Source organism: Geobacillus sp. FSL K6-3411 (assembly GCF_037965715.1).
Classification (GTDB): domain Bacteria; phylum Bacillota; class Bacilli; order Bacillales; family Anoxybacillaceae; genus Geobacillus; species Geobacillus thermodenitrificans.
Window position 1 is genome coordinate 3,055,025 of sequence record NZ_CP150187.1, and the last position, 15,838, is coordinate 3,070,862.

Consider the following 15,838-nt stretch of genomic DNA (forward strand, 5'->3'; position numbering starts at 1 on the left):
AAACTTGACTGCTTTAAGAGAAAGAAGGACATCCCGCTATTTTGATTTTGTCTCCTCACTTTGCACGTTTTGCTAGTTTTTCTCTCTGTTTTGCCAAATCATCACGAACCGTCCCTTCCCATGGCCGAACCCCGGAGTAGTATGCGGCACGGCTAATCAAATGAGCCGACACCGGGGATGTTAAAAAAATAAAGACAATGGCCAGCAACAAACGGGAATTGAAATGGTGGTGCTTCAACCAAAAGTAAAATAACGTCCCCGTTAAGATGAAGATCATTCCAAGGGTAGTGCTTTTGCCAATGGCATGGCTTCTCATATAAACGTCGGGAAGGCGGAGGGCGCCGATGGCGGAGATCAACGTTAATAGCGCACCAGCCATGACGAGCAATACGATCAACCCATCAATGATTTCCGTCACGTTCAATCACCACCCCTTTTTGCAAAAACTTGGCAAACGCCGCCGTGCCAAGAAACGCCAAAATTCCGATCAACAAAATAATTTCTAAAAACACACTCGTCTCTAACACGATTGAAAGCACCGCCACAATGCCTGCAAGACAAATCCCGATCGCATCAAGCGCAATAACCCGATCCGCCACGGTCGGTCCCTTGACGACCCGATAGAGGAAACAAACAATGGCGAGCGACAAAAGAGCGAGCGCGATATAGAACATCACGGTCATCGACTCACCTCCAAAATCGTTTTTTCAAACGATGTCTTGATTTGCCGGATGACTTCGTCCACATCCGGCGCATCAATCGCATGAATATAAATCTCTTTCTTGTCATCAGAGACGTCGACTACAAATGTCCCGGGCGTCAATGTAATCAAGCTGGATAACAATGTAATTTCCCAGTCTTTTTTCACTTCAAGCGGAAAGGCGAAAATGCAAGGCTTTATGTTCAACGACGGAGAAAGGACAATTTTTAAAACCGCCCAGTTGGCCAACAACAATTCTTTGATGAAAATGAGCGCCAACTTCCCGATCACAAACAACGGTACGACATAAAACCGCGTCGAGAAATATCTTCGCAGCGCAAAAATGATGCCTAAACCAAGGAGATATCCAATGACAAACGATGACCCGCTAAATGAATCAGCAAGAAACATCCAAACGAACGCCAATAGAACGTTGAGCAGCAATTGCTGTGCCATTTGCCTCTACTCCTTCAGAACGGACTCAATATACAGCGACGGATCTGCCAACGTCGCCGCCGCTTGGGCGATGTATGGACGAACAAATTCGGCCCCGATCCCGTATAAAACGGCCAAGGCAAGAAGCGCGACAATCGGCACATACAGCGGGGCGACTCGTTTTTGCTCATATCCGCGCGCTTCTCCCCAACAAGATTGAATAAAAATTTTCATGACCGAATAAAGCACGAGTAAACTGGACAATAACACAATCAGTGCGAACAGAAGCTGTCCTTTTTCAAACGCCGCCCGAATAATCAGCGCTTTTCCGATAAACCCGCTAAACGGAGGAATGCCGCTAAGCGCAAGAGCGGTAAGGAATACGGCCCAGCCAAGCAACGGATACGAACCAAGCAGCCCGCTAAACCGTCCGAGTTGATTCGTTCCTGCGACATACGCGATCGCACCGACAATAAAAAAGAGCGCAGTTTTCATCACCATGTCTTGCAGCAAGTAAAAGATCGTGCCTTCCATACTTTCTTTTGTCATTAAAGAAATGCCAAACGCCATCACACCGATAGCCGCGACAATGTTATAAATGGCAATTTGCCGCATATCGCGGTAAGCCACCGCACCAATGACGCCAAGCACAATGGTCGCCATCGCCAACCACGCTAAGATGGTATGAGTATAACCGATATCTTGGCGGAAAATCAGCGAAAAAGTACGCAAAATCGAATACACACCGACTTTCGTCAACAAGCCGCCGAACAACGCAAGCACGGCCGATGGCGGAGCAGAATAGGCTCCTGGCATCCAAACATAAAACGGAAACAACGCCCCTTTTAACCCAAATACAATGAGAAAAAGCAAACAAATGACCGTCAACACGGCTGTGTTTTCCGCTCCAGAAATCCGTACGGCTAAGTGCGCCATATTCAATGTGCCGGTCACAGCGTACAAATAGCCGACGGCGATGACAAACAACGCGGAAGAAAACACATTGATGATCATGTATTTCATCGTTTCCTGGAGCTGGATTTTGGTGCCGCCGTGAACGAGCAGTGCATACGATGACATGAGCATCACTTCATAAAACACGAATAAGTTAAAAATATCCCCTGTACTAAACGCCCCGTTCACTCCGACAATGAGGAACTGAAAAAAAACATAGTAGTACATGGACGCCTGCTTCGAGTCAATCGTGTAAAAGGAATACAATAGACCAGCAAGCGCGATCACGCTCGTCGTCAACACTAACAGCGCCGAAAGCATGTCGGAGACGAGCGTAATCCCAAACGGCGCCGGCCAGTTTCCGACGTCGAGCTTTTGCACCCCTTCATGATCGACAAGGCGCACAAGCCAAGCGCCCGCAGCGATGAGCGCCCCCGCTGAAACGAGGGAAATCACCTTTTGCGCCTTCAACGATTTCACACAAAAAATCAAGATAACCGCCGTCGTCAATGGAATGGCAATCGGAAAAATTACTGCATTAGTCATGGTCTTCCTTTCCCCTCATTTGTTCAATGTTGTCCGTTCCAATCTCCTGATAAGAACGATACGCCAAAACGAGCAAAAAAGCCGTGACACCAAAGCTAATGACAATCGCCGTCAAAATAAGCGCCTGCGGAACGGGGTCGACATATTGTTCCGCCTGCACACCAAGCAACGGCGGTGCTCCTTTTTTCAATCCTCCCATCGTCAATAAAAGCAAATGCGCTCCGTGGCTTAACAATCCTGTGCCGATAATGATCCGAAGCAAACTTTTGCTCAACATTAAGTACGTGGCACCGGCAAACAAACAGCCGATGACGATAATCATGACGACTTCCATTTATTCTTCCTCTCCTATCGTTTCGATAATCGTCATGGTGACCCCGACAACGACGAAATAGACTCCTAAGTCAAACAAGACGGCCGTATGGAGCGAAACATCTCCAAGCAACGGCAGCATGACATGGCCGTGAGCATGCGTTAAAAATGGGACATCGAATACAAGGCCGCCAAGCCCCGTTCCTAAGGCAAACAGCAGTCCGATGCCAATGAGCGTCCGATAAGAAATAGGGATCATCGATCGGACCGTTTTGATGTCAAACGCCAACAGCAACAAAATGATGGCACCGGCGGTAACGAGGCCGGCGATGAATCCGCCGCCCGGATAATAGTGGCCGGCGAAAAAAAGCTGAATCCCGAACAAAATGATGATAAACGTGACAACGGCCGTCACCGTCCGCAAAATGAGTTCATTCATACTTGCCGTTCTCCCCTTTCGGAGCTTTCAGCTTCACTAAGGCGTAAATGCCGAGCGCCGCGATCGCCAGCACACAAATTTCAAATAGCGTATCAAATCCGCGGAAGTCGACTAAGATCACGTTAACAATATTTTTTCCAGCCGCTTTTTCATACGCGTTTTCGATATGGTATTGGGCAATCGACGCAAAGTTTTTCTCGCTGTACGCCAACAGGGCGATCACGCTGACCAATGCGCCGACGCCAAGCGAAATGAGGGCGTTCCCAAGACGGAAACGGACGCCTTTCTCATGGCGGCTAAGCTTCGGCAAGTGATAGAAACAAAGCAAAAACAGAGCGACGGAAATCGTTTCAATGACAAGTTGGGTTAATGCCAAGTCAGGCGCCCGGAAGAGCACAAAGAAAAGCGAGACCGTATAGCCGACCGAACCTAAAGCGATAATGGCGACAAGGCGTGATTTGGCCACTAAAGTCGTCACCGTTCCGACCAAAGCTGCCAACACCAACATCAGTTCATGGACGCCCACGTCCGCTAAATGGCTTAACGAAAACTCCCCATCCACTTTCAGAACGATCGTCACAATAAGCAACGCGAGCATCGCGGACAAAATATACAAGAAATACGTCCGAACATACCCGGTCATGTAACGGCTTGTCAAGGAATGAGACCGCTCTTCCATCTGCCGCACAACCGTGTCATATAAGTGATTCAATGAAAGGCGCTGCGAAAACGCACCGTACACGCGCTTCCATGAATCAAACGTCCGATACAGCAACACGCCAAGGACAATCACTCCGATGGTCATCCATACTTCGATCGTCCATCCGTGCCAATGGCTAATGTGCACAGAAAGCCCTTCCTGGCGGAACACACCGTTGACAATGGCATCGGCCGCCGGAGCAATCACCGCATTGGACAACACATTCGGAAACAGTCCGAAGCCAATGACAAGGACAGCCAAAACGACCGGCGCCACAAGCATCCCCACCGGAGCTTCATGCGGCTGTTTCGGCCATTCGGAAGGCTTCGGGGCGCCAAGAAACGTTTTCCCAACAAAAAGAAGACTATATAAAAAGGTAAACACGCTTCCTACCCAAGCGAGCACCGGAAATAAGATCCCCCAGACATCAAGCGAAAACCAATGGGCGTTCGCCACTTGCACCATCGCAGCAAAAAACATTTCTTTGCTTAAAAATCCGTTAAACGGAGGAACACCCGCCATCGACAACGAACCAATGACCGCAATTGTAAATGTGATGGGCATGAAGCTAAGCAAGCCGCCAAGACGCCGGATATCTCGCGTCCCGGTCTCATGATCGACAATGCCGGCAGTCATAAACAAACTTCCTTTGAACGTCGCATGGTTGATCAAGTGAAACACCGCTGCAACCACGGCTGCCATATACAAGCGGCGATCACTCGGATCACCATGAAAGGCCAGCGCCCCAGCGCCGAGCAACGACATAATCAACCCGAGCTGGCTCACCGTCGAATAGGCGAGCAACCCTTTCAAGTCTGTCTGGCGGGCGGCATGAAATGACGCCCAACAAAGCGTCGCCATTCCAATGCCCATCACAAGCCAAACCCATAGCGAAGAAACAGCAAAAATCGGGGTGAAACGAGCCACTAAATAAATGCCGGCTTTCACCATCGTCGCCGAATGTAAATACGCACTGACTGGGGTGGGCGCTTCCATCGCGTCCGGAAGCCAAATGTAAAATGGAAACTGCGCGGATTTGGTGAACGCGCCAAGCAAAATCAAGAGCATCGCTGGCAAGAATAACGGATGTTGCGGCCACGCATCCGCCATATCGATCCAGTCACGAATGCTGTACGACCCTCCGCTCATGACCGAAAGCAATAAAAATCCACCAAGCAGAGACAGCCCGCCAAGCACGGTGATGAGCATGGATTTTTGGGCCCCGTATCGGGAACGTTCACGCTCATTCCAGTAGCCAATCAGCAAAAAGGATGAAAACGATGTCAATTCCCAAAACAGATAGAGCGCCATGGCGTTGTCTGAAAGAACGACGCCAAGCATCGCTCCCATAAACAAAAGCAAATACACGTAAAAGTGACCAAGTTTTTCCTTTTCCTTTGGCAAATAATAAATCGAATACAACACGACAAGAGAGCCGATCCCTGTGATTAACAGCGAAAAGAGCAAGCCTAACCCATCCATATAGACTTGAAAATCCATTCCGAGAGACGGAATCCAAGGGATCGTTTGTCCGTAGGGTTCAAGAGGGAGATGTTGAATAAAATACACAAACAATAAGACCGGAAGAGGGAGCACAAACCATCCAGTATGAATCGAACGCACATATTTATACAAAAACGGAATGAATAAAGCGAAAATCAGTGGTGAAACAATTGCTAAGTTTAACATAAACCATCCTCCTTCCCTAACTAACCAACTGTCATGTTTCCTTTTCCCCCTCGCATCGCCCCGCTTATCCTACTTCGTATTGTATCATAAACTCCCGCCTCTGTCGGCACAACGGTCTGCTGGAAATCAAGTCAGACTCTCGCCGCCTACGTATGTACGAAAAATTCCCCAAAAAGTTTCACCTTTCGCTGCCAATCCCATTGTTTCTATGGCACCGGCTTGCAGCGCAGCGAGTATATAAGTATTGACACTCCACACGCCTAAAGACGCGGGATTCTTGGATCGTTTGCTTATTGCTTTATTCAGCTCGGGATGATCCAACAGCCAATTGGTAAATTGGGTGTTGATCTCAGTCATCTGCTCGTATATCTCCTGTTTCGATTTGGTTGGCTTGTGAAGCTCCATCCAATTTTAAGGTGATCGCAGGCATCTTTTTACCTCCTGATGTTTATGATAGCATTAGGCTCGCTTTCATTCCGCCCCTAAAGGAGTGGGCTTTCTCGCTCGCGGGTCTGTAATCACGTAGGAAAGGAGGAGCCATCGAATGTTTTATTTCCCGCACCCGTCGGCATGGGCAAGGCAGTATCCGCCAATCGACCCTTCTATCTTCTCCCAATCGGCCGTCACCGCCCAGACACTCATGAACGATGTTGGAGTCATTTTAAAAAGGCTGGCCGAATCGCGTCCATTTGCCGCCTCGGTCATGTCCGCCGCCCAAGAAGGGAAAACCGAAGAAGTGAACCGCCTCATTCGTTCACTCGGCATCCGCTCACAAACCGAAGTGTATTTCAATCCCGACGGCATCCGTCTGACGCTGTCGCCCCCTCCTGGAGCTCCTCGATGTTGCCAGCTCGTCATCGGCTTGCGTTGGAATGTGTTTCCGCCTTTGCGCCGATAGCCTTCGCCATCGCGGCGGCAAGCGAAATAGGAGGAAATGGTTGGCGAGCCGTCGCTTTTCGCCTTCATCACTTTGGCCGCCGTTGGACGATGAGCGGCCACACTCGATGCGACAACACCGCTTCCACCCGGGCGCTGGAAGCGGGCTGTCGTTGGCGTCTTGCCGCTCCAGAAGCCTTTTTCACACAAAAACAGTTCTTGCTGATGACGTCGTGAACAAAAAAAGACGGCGATCGTCCCATCCCCGTCCAATGTCTTGGCGAACTCGCCGGCCTCTTCCGTTTCCATTGCGCATCCAATTGCGTGCGTCGATAGAAGATATCACCGAAAATGATCGTGACAACGAAATCAACATCATCAGCTTAACCGCCTTGTAGTCTAAAAAGCGCAGCATTTGTTCTTCAAACATGTAAACGAAAGAGGTCCGATCCATCCGTGCTCCTTCACGCATTGTCGTTTTCATCAAACGGCTGCCGCTTGCCGATTTCCGCCGGGGTGCGCAAATCGTAGCCGTCGTCATTTTTGCTTGTATGAATGATGTCTTCGTTTGCCCCCATTTTGCTCGCCCATCTTATCTCCTCATCAGGCATAAACCGCTCCATCGCGATCCCTCCTTTCGTTTTCCTTGCTCTCATCGCCCTTGATCCGTTTATGTCGCTCCTTCTCGCAACATGGCAGCTTGAGGACAGCGCTTTTGTTTAGCATGCCCCGCGGCGAATCACATCATCCGTCGAAAAAAGAGGATTGACAGTCAACCGTTTGTTCGATATGATTTTGTTAACTTAAAAACAAAAGGAGGTTTACATATGGACGGACAACAGACTTCCCTTCGCCCGCTCGATATGACGCTCGCCGCCATGTTCGTCGCCTTGATGGCAATCGGTGCAAACATCACGTCATGGGTGCCGTTTCTTGTTGTCGGCGGCGTGCCGATCACGTTGCAAACGTTCTTTTGCGTGCTTGCCGGTGCCGTATTAGGGCGGCGGCTCGGTGCGGTCGCAATGACTGTGTATATGCTCGTCGGCCTTGCGGGCGTACCGGTGTTCGCCGGCCTCAACGGCGGATTATCGATGATGTTCAAACCGACATTTGGCTTTATTCTTTCATTTATCGCCTCCGCTTATGCGACCGGTTGGATCATCAATCGCGGCCCGCAGCCGGCGTCAACCGCCCGCTTTATCACCGCAGCGCTCATCGGCATGGTGATCAACTATGTCATCGGCACGAACTGGATGTATATGGCGTATCAATTATGGGCCGAAGCACCGGAAGGGTTGTCGTATCAAATGGTGTGGGGGTGGATGCTCGCTCCGCTGCCGAAAGATATTGTGTTATCAGTCGTCGCCGGTTTGATCGCCCCACGTCTTTGTCGGGCGATTGGCCGATCCGTTTCCGCAAGCCGGCCCGCCGCATAAAAAAACGCGCCTGTTTATAGCAGGCGCATCTCTCGTTAGAAAAACAAATTGAACACTTGGTATAGAAAAGCAGCAATTAACGCCGAAATCGGCAATGTGATGATCCATGTGAGCACAATCCGGCGGGCGACGCCCCATTTGACTCCTTTCACCCGCTGAGCGGCACCAACCCCCATAATCGCCGAGGAAATGACGTGCGTCGTACTAACCGGCAGATGGAACGTGGTTGCTGAAAAAATGATGAGTGCGGATGATAAGTCGGCTGCTGCCCCGTTAATCGGGCGGATTTTCATGATCTTTCCGCCGACCGTTTTAATGATTTTCCATCCACCGACGGCTGTCCCAAGCCCCATCGCTGTAGCAGCGGAAATGCGCACCCACTCAGGGATGTCGGTCGTCGCGTGATATCCGCCGGCGATCAATGCCATCGTAATGATCCCCATCGCTTTTTGGGCGTCGTTCGTCCCATGCGTATACGCCTGCAATGAGGCGGTTACGATTTGAAACAGCCGAAAACCTCTCGTCGTGCTGTATAAGTTCGCGTTTTTAAAGATAATGCGAAAAATCGTCATAACGACAAAGCCGACTGCTAACGCCAAGAACGGCGAAAAGATGAGCGATTGTAAAATTTTCAAAAATCCGCTGTAGTTTAAAATCCCAAACCCAGCCGCGGAAATCGCCGCTCCGGCAATCGAACCGATCAGCGCGTGCGAGGAGCTGCTCGGAATGCCGTAATACCAAGTAATCAAGTTCCAAGCGATCGCTGACGTGAGGGCGGCTAAAATAATGACCGGTCCGTTTTCTAAGGCAAATGGATCGACGATGTCTTTCGTAATCGTTTTGGCCACGCCCGTAAATGTCAAGGCACCAATGAAGTTCATCGTAGCAGCTAAAAAGATCGCGCGGCGCGGCGTGAGCGCTCTTGTCGATACAGAAGTGGCGATGGCGTTGGCTGTGTCATGGAAGCCGTTAATAAAGTCAAACGCCAGCGCAAAAACGACAATTAATACCGTCAAGACAAGGATCATATCCATGAAAACAACGTCCCCTTTTATGCGTTGCGCATGATGATCGTTTCAAGCGTATTGGCGACATCTTCACAGCTATCGGCAATCTCTTCAAGCATTTCATAAAGCTCTTTATATTGGATGAGCTTAATCGGATCTTTTTGCGTCACAAACAAGTTTTTGATCGAAGCGCGCAAAATTTCGTCACATTTTGTTTCATAGTCTTTAATCTTAATGGCGTGTTGACGCATATCGAGCAATTTTTTATGCGAAAGCAGCTCTAAGGCATGCACAATTTCGATCGTGCTTTGATAAATGTAGTCGAAAAACTTCACCATATGTTCGTCAATATCCGTAAACGAGAACATTTCGAACCGAGCCGAACATTGCTCAAAGCCATCAAGTACATCGTCCATTTTCATTGCTAATTGGTGGATGTCTTCCCGCTCAATCGGCGTAATAAACGTTTTGTTTAAATGAACGACGAGTTCATGGATGTATGAATCGCCTTTCCGTTCATACTCCTTCATGACGCGGGCGAATTCTTTCAAGTCGCTCACACTTTGAATTTTATACTCAACAAAATATTGAGCCGCTTCCTTTACATTTTCGGAGATCGTGAACAACATGTCGAAGAAAACGTCCTTTTTTGGCGAAAAAATCATACCGGACACCCTCCATTGTTGGAATCAAAAAAAAATCACCGCTACCTATTTTAACAATTTCAACTTCATTTACAATAAGCAAATAAGAAACTTTACACGAAATTTACATTCCCTTTACGTTTTGTTCGCCTCTTTGTACTATGTAGCGTGCCAAAAGAAAGCTGGAGCTATGCAACTTCGCTCCAGCTCTTCAACCGCTTATTCAAATCGTTCGACAAACGCCGTCAGCGTTCGCACCATTACACCCGTCGCCCCGGCTGGGCCGAGATCACCGTCTTTCTTCGTGGTCGCCGTGCCGGCAATATCTAAATGCACCCACGGTGTGTCTTCAGCAAATTCGCCGATGAACGCCCCGCCCATAATCGCGTGCCCTTCACGTCCTGGAGAATTGTTTAAATCAGCAATTTTGCTGCTTCGCACCCGCTCGCGGTCTTTTTCCGTAATCGGCAGCCGCCAAATGAATTCCCCGGTCTCCATGGATGCTTCCAGCAGCTGTTCAAACAGCGCTTCGTTGTTCGTCATCGCACCGGTTTTATCCGTGCCAAGCGCAACGATCACTCCGCCGGTCAACGTAGCAACATCAATCAAATAACGAGCGCCATGCTGTTTCGCGTAGGTGATCGCATCGGCCAAAATGAGCCGTCCTTCAGCATCCGTGTTTCTCACTTCAATCGTTTTTCCGGAAAGCGATGTAATGACGTCATCCGGCTTAAACGCCTCAGCACTAATCATGTTGTCGGTTGCCGGAATGACGGCGAGCACGTTTTGCTCCGGACGGAGTTCGCCGATCGCTTCCATGGCACCGAGCACCGCGGCGGCGCCGCCCATATCTGTTTTCATGTCGATCATGCTGTCGCGCGGCTTCAGGCAATATCCTCCCGTATCAAATGTCACCCCTTTGCCGACGAGGCCGATCACGTTCTCCCATTGCTCTTTTCCTTGGTATTTTAGAACGATCAGCTTGGGCGGCTGCTTTGACCCTTGATTGACCGCCAATAGCGCGCCCATACCGAGCCGCTCCATCTCTTCTTTTTCCAAAATTTCATAGTCAAAATCGTACCGTTTCGCCAACTCCACGGCATAATCAGCCAAATCGGATGCCGTCAGCAAATTGCCCGGCGTATTGACGAGCGTGCGCGCTGAGTTGGTCGCCTTCCCGTACACGGAGCCGACAAATAAGCTTGCCTCGATTTCTGCCGCATCGGCCGCCGTATATACGGTGAGCGATTCAAGCGCATAGTCTGGTTCCGACTTTTTCTGCTTATAGCCTGGGAACTCATATGTCGCCAAATAGTACGCCTCAGCTAACGCATGCGCCGCCTCGTTCGGATCGACCGTTTCTGTCGTAAATGTGTCAAGAGCGATCGCGGCCTCGGTCCGTTTCGCCTGCTTCCATGTGCGAAACAGCTTGCCGAACACTTCACGAAGCCGTTCAAACGTCAGTTCTTCTTTTTTGCCAAAACCAACAAAATACAGCCGCTTGACTCCGGTCGGCAACATCGTATGAATGGTGGCAATGCGCCCCCGTTTGGCGGAAATGTCGCCTTCTTTCCGCAGGTTGGACAACTGTCCACCGAGACGGGAATCGTACTCGCCGGCAAGCCCAGACCACGAATCTTTCCCCTCAAACAATCCAATAGCCAACGCCTCGTGCACCACTTCTGCCGATGACCATGGTTTTACCGTAAACATTCTTTCATCCCTTTCATGGTGATTCATTCCATTTCTCATTATAGCGAAACATGGCGATTATTTCGATTGTCTAATGGATTTTCCCTCTTTTCTTTTACTAGAAAAACGGAAGGGAAAATGATGAGACAAGGCGAATGAGTAAAAAAACGATGGATGAAGAAAGGACTAGCGCCCATGAGAATCGTTTCTCTTTGCCCGAGCAATACGGAAATGCTCGCCTACCTTGGCCGGCTCGATGATGTCATCGCCGTTGACCAGTCTTCCGACTGGCCGCCCGCAGTAAAGCAGCTGCCAACCGTCGGGCCGGATTTGCGCATCGATATGGATGAAGTCGAGGCGCTCAAACCGGATCTCGTCGTCGCCTCCTTAAGCGTGCCTGGGATGGAGCGCAACGTCGAGGAACTCGCGCGCCGCCGCCTTCCCCATCTCGTGCTGGCACCCCATTCGCTTGACGACATTGCCTCTGATCTCCTTCGATTGGGGGAAGCGCTCGGTGAAAAACAAAAAGCGGCTGAACTGGCTCGCCGCTACCATGAATGTCTGAACGAGTACCGCGAACGGGCAGCCGCTGTCACCGAACCGGCCCGCCTGTATTGGGAATGGTGGCCGCGCCCATTGTTTACCCCAGGCGGTGCCAACTGGCTGAGCGAGCTCAGCGAACTCGCCGGCGGACGCAATATTTTCGCCGACTGTGCCAAAGCGAGCGTCCAGACGGAATGGGACGAAGTCGTCGCCCGCAACCCGTCGCACATTTTGCTTGTGTGGGTCGGCGTGCAAACAAAAAAAATGAACGCAAATGCCGTGACCAAGCGCCCAAACGCAGAACAAACCGAGGCGGTCCGCACCGGACGCATCCATCTGCTCGAGGAGGCGCTTTATTGCCGGCCGTCGCCACGCCTGCTTGTCGGATTAAAAAAATTAGCGCCGCTGTTGCATCCGGCGCTGTTCCCTCCCGCTGACGACAGCGACCCGCTCTTCGATCGCTGACGGGCGGGAGCCCCTCTATTAACTTTTCGACTCTAAGTATTGCTGGCGGAACACTTGCATCGTTTCATCCTCATTCAGCCGCGTCAACTCTTCCTCGGACAACGTGCCGTTTCCTTTTTGCACAATGTAAACTTTCACTTTCTTTTTTCCCCAATATTTATATACATCTTCGACCGTTTCATAGTATAAGTCAATGCGGTGGCCTTTGATCGCCCCGCCTTTATCGGCTACAACACCGAAGCCATAACCAGGGATAAACAAAATCGTGCCAATCGGAAAAATGCTTAAATCCGCCGCAATCGTTGAATAAAGGTCACGTTTCACACGCACTCCCGAGTACGTAATGCCGTACTCAGGATGATCAGGGGTTTTCCCGGTCGATTCGACGCCGGCCGTATAGCCGGTGGCTATGACTTCAACCGACGGATATTTCGACCAGTCAAACTGTTCCTCAAGCCGCGGGGCGGATCCGTTGTTGCTTTTGGCGCTTCCTTTCACTCCCCGATCCGGTTCATGATCTGCTGGTGAACCAATAAGCAAGGGACGGAGAACTGTGTTTGCTTCAACCCCGGAAATGGATTGAAATGTAGAGAGCAACGCCATGATGAACAACAGCGTCATCGCGATTCGGCGTGCCATTTGCCTAAAACAATCCAATGTCCTCAACTCCTCCCACATCTCTATTTATCTCCATCCAAAATCGAAATATTCATTGCAAGAAACACAAAAAACGAAAAACTGTTTTTTCAGAAACATCCGTTTCCGATTTTTGTTTCTCTCCTCGCATCATAAAGGCTTTATTCACCGAAACATTCGCCTATCCATTGAGCACGAAAACGGCCATGGGCGCATACGTTAAGCAAAAATAAAAACGCCCCCGCTTGCGCGGAGGCGCTTTAAAACATTTGATATCCTTTTGCCCTTAACGTCCGAATCGCCCACCCAGCACAAAGAGCGCCGGCAAAGCCGCTAGACAAAATCAACAAATCGGCGGCTGCCAATGAAGTGATTTTCCGGCCGAGTGCTGCGAACGAATCAGACGGTGCGGTCAAATAACGAGTCCAAGGCACATCGTCAATAATGAAGATCGCGACGATCGGAAAACAAACGGCCATAATCCATGTCATGCGCAGCAACATATTTAACAAAAACCCAATGCCAAAAAATAAGACGAAAAATAAAAGCATAGAAATCAGCACAACCGGCAAACTCATTTGCATCCGCCCTCAAACCTCCCTTACACTCTTTTTCAGTGTACTGGATGGGCGGATGACAGTCAATGTCAATGCTTGTCGTCTTCTTCTGGCTCACTTCCTGTTCCTTGGCAACCGTAGCACGTCTCCGAGCCGCCTAGTAAGAGCTGGACGTACCCGTGTCCCTCACAATACGGGCAAGCGTTAATCGTAACCGTTCTTCTCATTGATGTCCCCTCCACTTCTTTTCTGTTAATATATCAAAATTTTCTGTAAAAACAAACAACGATTCTCCCTTATTTTTGTTCATGTAAGCGAATACATCTGCATCTTACTTTTGTTTTCTTGATTATTCTTTATATTTTGATGATTTAAAATAAAGGCGGTATTTCGTGTACCCGAATGGATCACCTGGGTTTAAGCCATCATGGGGGGAAAGAGAGGCCAACGGTTCCAACGCCAACAAATAGCGAATCAGCCCTGATGTCGCTGGATCGTTGCTAAGCGCCTCTTTACTTAAAAACGCTGCTGCATGCAGCTCATCTTTCTGCACGGTAATGTCTTTCGAGCGCGGACGAAGAAGAAAAATGGCCATATTGTCACTGATTTCTTCATTGATGACACCGGTGCGCAAGCCGAGAAAGGCGACCGGTTCGGCGTCGATCCCTGTTTCTTCCTTCACTTCCCGGACAGCTGCTTCATCAAGCATTTCCCCCGGCTGGACAAACCCGGCCGGCAGCGACCATTTTCCTTTCAGTCCGCTATATTTTTTCTTAACGACAAGCCACTCCCCTGCTTCATTGATGACGAGCCCGGCTGCCGCAATCCATACGTTTCCGCGTTTGTTGTTCATTGTCCTCATCCTTTTTCCATATCGTTTGACACGATTTGTATTTCGACAAAGAAGCGGCCGTTCCCTGTTTTTTGCCATAACAAAAAAGCTTCCGCCATCGCGGAAGCTTTCGTGACCGATTAGAAAAATTTAAATTTCCCTTTTTTCATGACAAGCGACGAACCGCCGATTAAATACAAGGCGCGGTTGTCAATCACTTTTTTCATGAAGCTAGCCTTCGTTCCCCACAATTTTTTGCCGAATACAACACCGATCGCATCATCATGGCCAAGCGAGCAGACCGTCCCTTTAATATCGGGTTTGAACGACTCGAGTTCCCCTTGACCGCGGATGAGCACGGCCAAGTTTTTCGCACACAGCTGGCCTTCTTGCATTGCGATTTGAGCCGTTGGCGGATACGGACGGTTCGTTTCTTCATTAATGATGAGCGCACAGTCACCAACGACGAAAATGTCTTCATAACCAGGAGCGCGCAAGAACGGGTCGACTTTAATGCGCGAGCGCATCGTTTCAAACCCGGATTGTTCAAGAACGCTGCTGCCGCGGACGCCAGCGGCCCAAACGACGGTACCCGCTTTAATTTCCTCGACTTCGTCACCTTTGGCGACAATGATTCCATCCGGTGTGCACTCTTTAATCGCCGTGCCGATTTTAAATTCGACCCCTTTGCGTTCAAGCTGGCTGACCGCGTATTCAACAAGCTCCGGATCAAAGCCTGGCAACGCCGTCGGCGCCGCTTCAACGCAAATGATGCGCACTTTGTTCGGATCAATGTCATACTCGCGGCACAACTCCGGAATCCGGTTGACGAGTTCGCCTAAAAACTCGATGCCGGTGAACCCTGCCCCGCCGACAACGATCGTCAGCCGCTCGTCTTTCTTTTCCTCTTCCACATTGTACGTCGCAAATTGATACTCAATATGTTCGCGAATTTGCCGCGCTGCATTGACATTGGCGATCGAAAATGCGTATTCTTTCAATCCTTTAATGCCGAACGTTTCCGATTCAAACCCAAGGGCGATGACAAGGTAATCGTACTCCAATTCGCCATTTTCGAGCAGCACTTTCTTTTCATTCGGAGCGATTTTTGTGACAGTGTCTTTAATAAATTTTACTTTGTTTCGGTCGATGACATCAGCGATCGGATAGCGGACGCGGTCATGGTGCAACGTCCCAGCCGATGCTTCATGAAGCCAAGTTGTCTCATAATGATAGTCATGCTTGTTCACTAACGTAATATTCGCCTCGTTCACCCCGATAAGCTTTTGCAGGCGAACCGTAGTCATGAGTCCGCCATAACCGGCCCCTAAAATGACGACATTTGGTTTTCTCACCTGAATCACTTCCACCCTTT

Annotated in this window: 19 protein-coding genes and 1 pseudogene; 2 read left to right on the plus strand and 18 right to left on the minus strand. The window is 49.7% G+C overall.

Annotated features, from left to right (window positions below; translation table 11 throughout):
* Positions 1 to 55 precede the first annotated feature (55 nt).
* The 10 genes and pseudogenes from mnhG to NSQ22_RS15700 all read right to left on the minus strand — a co-directional run bounded on the left by mnhG (position 56) and on the right by NSQ22_RS15700 (position 7,274).
* Positions 56 to 379 carry a monovalent cation/H(+) antiporter subunit G gene (mnhG, locus tag NSQ22_RS15655; RefSeq protein WP_049756697.1) on the minus strand — a complete coding sequence of 108 codons (324 nt, stop codon included), beginning with the start codon at positions 377 to 379 and terminating at the stop codon, positions 56 to 58.
* A 22-nt stretch (positions 380 to 401) separates the two neighbouring features.
* Positions 402 to 683 carry a Na(+)/H(+) antiporter subunit F1 gene (locus NSQ22_RS15660; protein ID WP_008881805.1) on the minus strand — a complete coding sequence of 94 codons (282 nt, stop codon included), beginning with the start codon at positions 681 to 683 and terminating at the stop codon, positions 402 to 404.
* A complete protein-coding gene (locus NSQ22_RS15665) occupies positions 680 to 1,156 on the minus strand; it encodes a Na+/H+ antiporter subunit E (protein WP_008881806.1) in 477 nt (158 codons plus the stop codon). Before NSQ22_RS15665 ends, NSQ22_RS15660 begins: the two co-directional genes overlap by 4 nt.
* Positions 1,157 to 1,162: 6 nt before the next feature.
* Positions 1,163 to 2,635, minus strand: coding sequence for a Na+/H+ antiporter subunit D (locus tag NSQ22_RS15670; protein ID WP_008881807.1), 1,473 nt, complete (start codon positions 2,633 to 2,635; stop codon positions 1,163 to 1,165).
* On the minus strand, positions 2,628 to 2,969 hold the full coding sequence (locus NSQ22_RS15675) for a Na(+)/H(+) antiporter subunit C (RefSeq protein ID WP_008881808.1): 342 nt from the start codon (positions 2,967 to 2,969) through the stop codon (positions 2,628 to 2,630). Before NSQ22_RS15675 ends, NSQ22_RS15670 begins: the two co-directional genes overlap by 8 nt.
* Entirely contained in the window at positions 2,970 to 3,386 is a 417-nt protein-coding gene (locus NSQ22_RS15680; RefSeq protein ID WP_008881809.1) for a Na(+)/H(+) antiporter subunit B, read from the minus strand.
* The gene (locus NSQ22_RS15685; protein WP_008881810.1) at positions 3,379 to 5,775 is read right to left on the minus strand and encodes a Na+/H+ antiporter subunit A; all 2,397 of its coding nucleotides are present in this window, start codon (positions 5,773 to 5,775) and stop codon (positions 3,379 to 3,381) included. The genes NSQ22_RS15680 and NSQ22_RS15685 overlap by 8 nt, the downstream gene beginning before the upstream one ends.
* 285 nt (positions 5,776 to 6,060) lie before the next feature.
* Positions 6,061 to 6,205, minus strand: a pseudogene (locus NSQ22_RS15690) (transposase); the annotation flags it as partial.
* A gap of 119 nt (positions 6,206 to 6,324) precedes the next feature.
* Positions 6,325 to 6,960 carry a hypothetical protein gene (locus tag NSQ22_RS15695; protein ID WP_190300671.1) on the minus strand — a complete coding sequence of 212 codons (636 nt, stop codon included), beginning with the start codon at positions 6,958 to 6,960 and terminating at the stop codon, positions 6,325 to 6,327.
* 155 nt (positions 6,961 to 7,115) lie between these two features.
* The gene (locus NSQ22_RS15700; protein ID WP_008881813.1) at positions 7,116 to 7,274 is read right to left on the minus strand and encodes a hypothetical protein; all 159 of its coding nucleotides are present in this window, start codon (positions 7,272 to 7,274) and stop codon (positions 7,116 to 7,118) included.
* A gap of 204 nt (positions 7,275 to 7,478) precedes the next feature.
* Between NSQ22_RS15700 and NSQ22_RS15705 the strand changes: the two genes are divergently transcribed.
* Entirely contained in the window at positions 7,479 to 8,087 is a 609-nt protein-coding gene (locus NSQ22_RS15705; protein WP_008881814.1) for a biotin transporter BioY, read from the plus strand.
* 35 nt (positions 8,088 to 8,122) lie between these two features.
* Here NSQ22_RS15705 and NSQ22_RS15710 read toward each other — a convergent pair whose 3' ends face one another.
* The 3 genes from NSQ22_RS15710 to NSQ22_RS15720 form a co-directional block, all read right to left on the minus strand.
* On the minus strand, positions 8,123 to 9,121 hold the full coding sequence (locus NSQ22_RS15710) for an inorganic phosphate transporter (RefSeq protein ID WP_008881815.1): 999 nt from the start codon (positions 9,119 to 9,121) through the stop codon (positions 8,123 to 8,125).
* Between the two features lie 17 nt (positions 9,122 to 9,138).
* Entirely contained in the window at positions 9,139 to 9,759 is a 621-nt protein-coding gene (locus tag NSQ22_RS15715) for a DUF47 domain-containing protein (protein ID WP_008881816.1), read from the minus strand.
* Between the two features lie 198 nt (positions 9,760 to 9,957).
* Positions 9,958 to 11,451, minus strand: a complete 1,494-nt coding sequence (locus tag NSQ22_RS15720; RefSeq protein WP_029761683.1) for a leucyl aminopeptidase — start codon at positions 11,449 to 11,451, stop codon at positions 9,958 to 9,960.
* Between the two features lie 174 nt (positions 11,452 to 11,625).
* Between NSQ22_RS15720 and NSQ22_RS15725 the strand changes: the two genes are divergently transcribed.
* On the plus strand, positions 11,626 to 12,438 hold the full coding sequence (locus tag NSQ22_RS15725; protein ID WP_081157348.1) for a cobalamin-binding protein: 813 nt from the start codon (positions 11,626 to 11,628) through the stop codon (positions 12,436 to 12,438).
* 18 nt (positions 12,439 to 12,456) lie between these two features.
* Here NSQ22_RS15725 and NSQ22_RS15730 read toward each other — a convergent pair whose 3' ends face one another.
* The 5 genes from NSQ22_RS15730 to NSQ22_RS15750 form a co-directional block, all read right to left on the minus strand.
* Positions 12,457 to 13,116 (minus strand): 3D domain-containing protein, encoded by a 660-nt coding sequence (locus NSQ22_RS15730; RefSeq protein WP_008881819.1) that lies wholly within the window; start codon positions 13,114 to 13,116, stop codon positions 12,457 to 12,459.
* A 218-nt stretch (positions 13,117 to 13,334) separates the two neighbouring features.
* Complete coding sequence (locus NSQ22_RS15735; RefSeq protein ID WP_008881820.1) at positions 13,335 to 13,658, minus strand: YuiB family protein; 324 nt, start codon at positions 13,656 to 13,658, stop codon at positions 13,335 to 13,337.
* Positions 13,659 to 13,720: 62 nt separating this feature from the next.
* The gene (locus tag NSQ22_RS15740; protein ID WP_008881821.1) at positions 13,721 to 13,858 is read right to left on the minus strand and encodes a YuiA family protein; all 138 of its coding nucleotides are present in this window, start codon (positions 13,856 to 13,858) and stop codon (positions 13,721 to 13,723) included.
* 122 nt (positions 13,859 to 13,980) lie between these two features.
* Positions 13,981 to 14,484: an NUDIX domain-containing protein gene (locus NSQ22_RS15745; protein ID WP_011888115.1), complete on the minus strand. Its 504-nt coding sequence runs from the start codon at positions 14,482 to 14,484 to the stop codon at positions 13,981 to 13,983.
* A 119-nt stretch (positions 14,485 to 14,603) separates the two neighbouring features.
* Positions 14,604 to 15,827: an NAD(P)/FAD-dependent oxidoreductase gene (locus NSQ22_RS15750; RefSeq protein ID WP_008881823.1), complete on the minus strand. Its 1,224-nt coding sequence runs from the start codon at positions 15,825 to 15,827 to the stop codon at positions 14,604 to 14,606.
* Between the last annotated feature and the right edge of the window lie 11 nt (positions 15,828 to 15,838).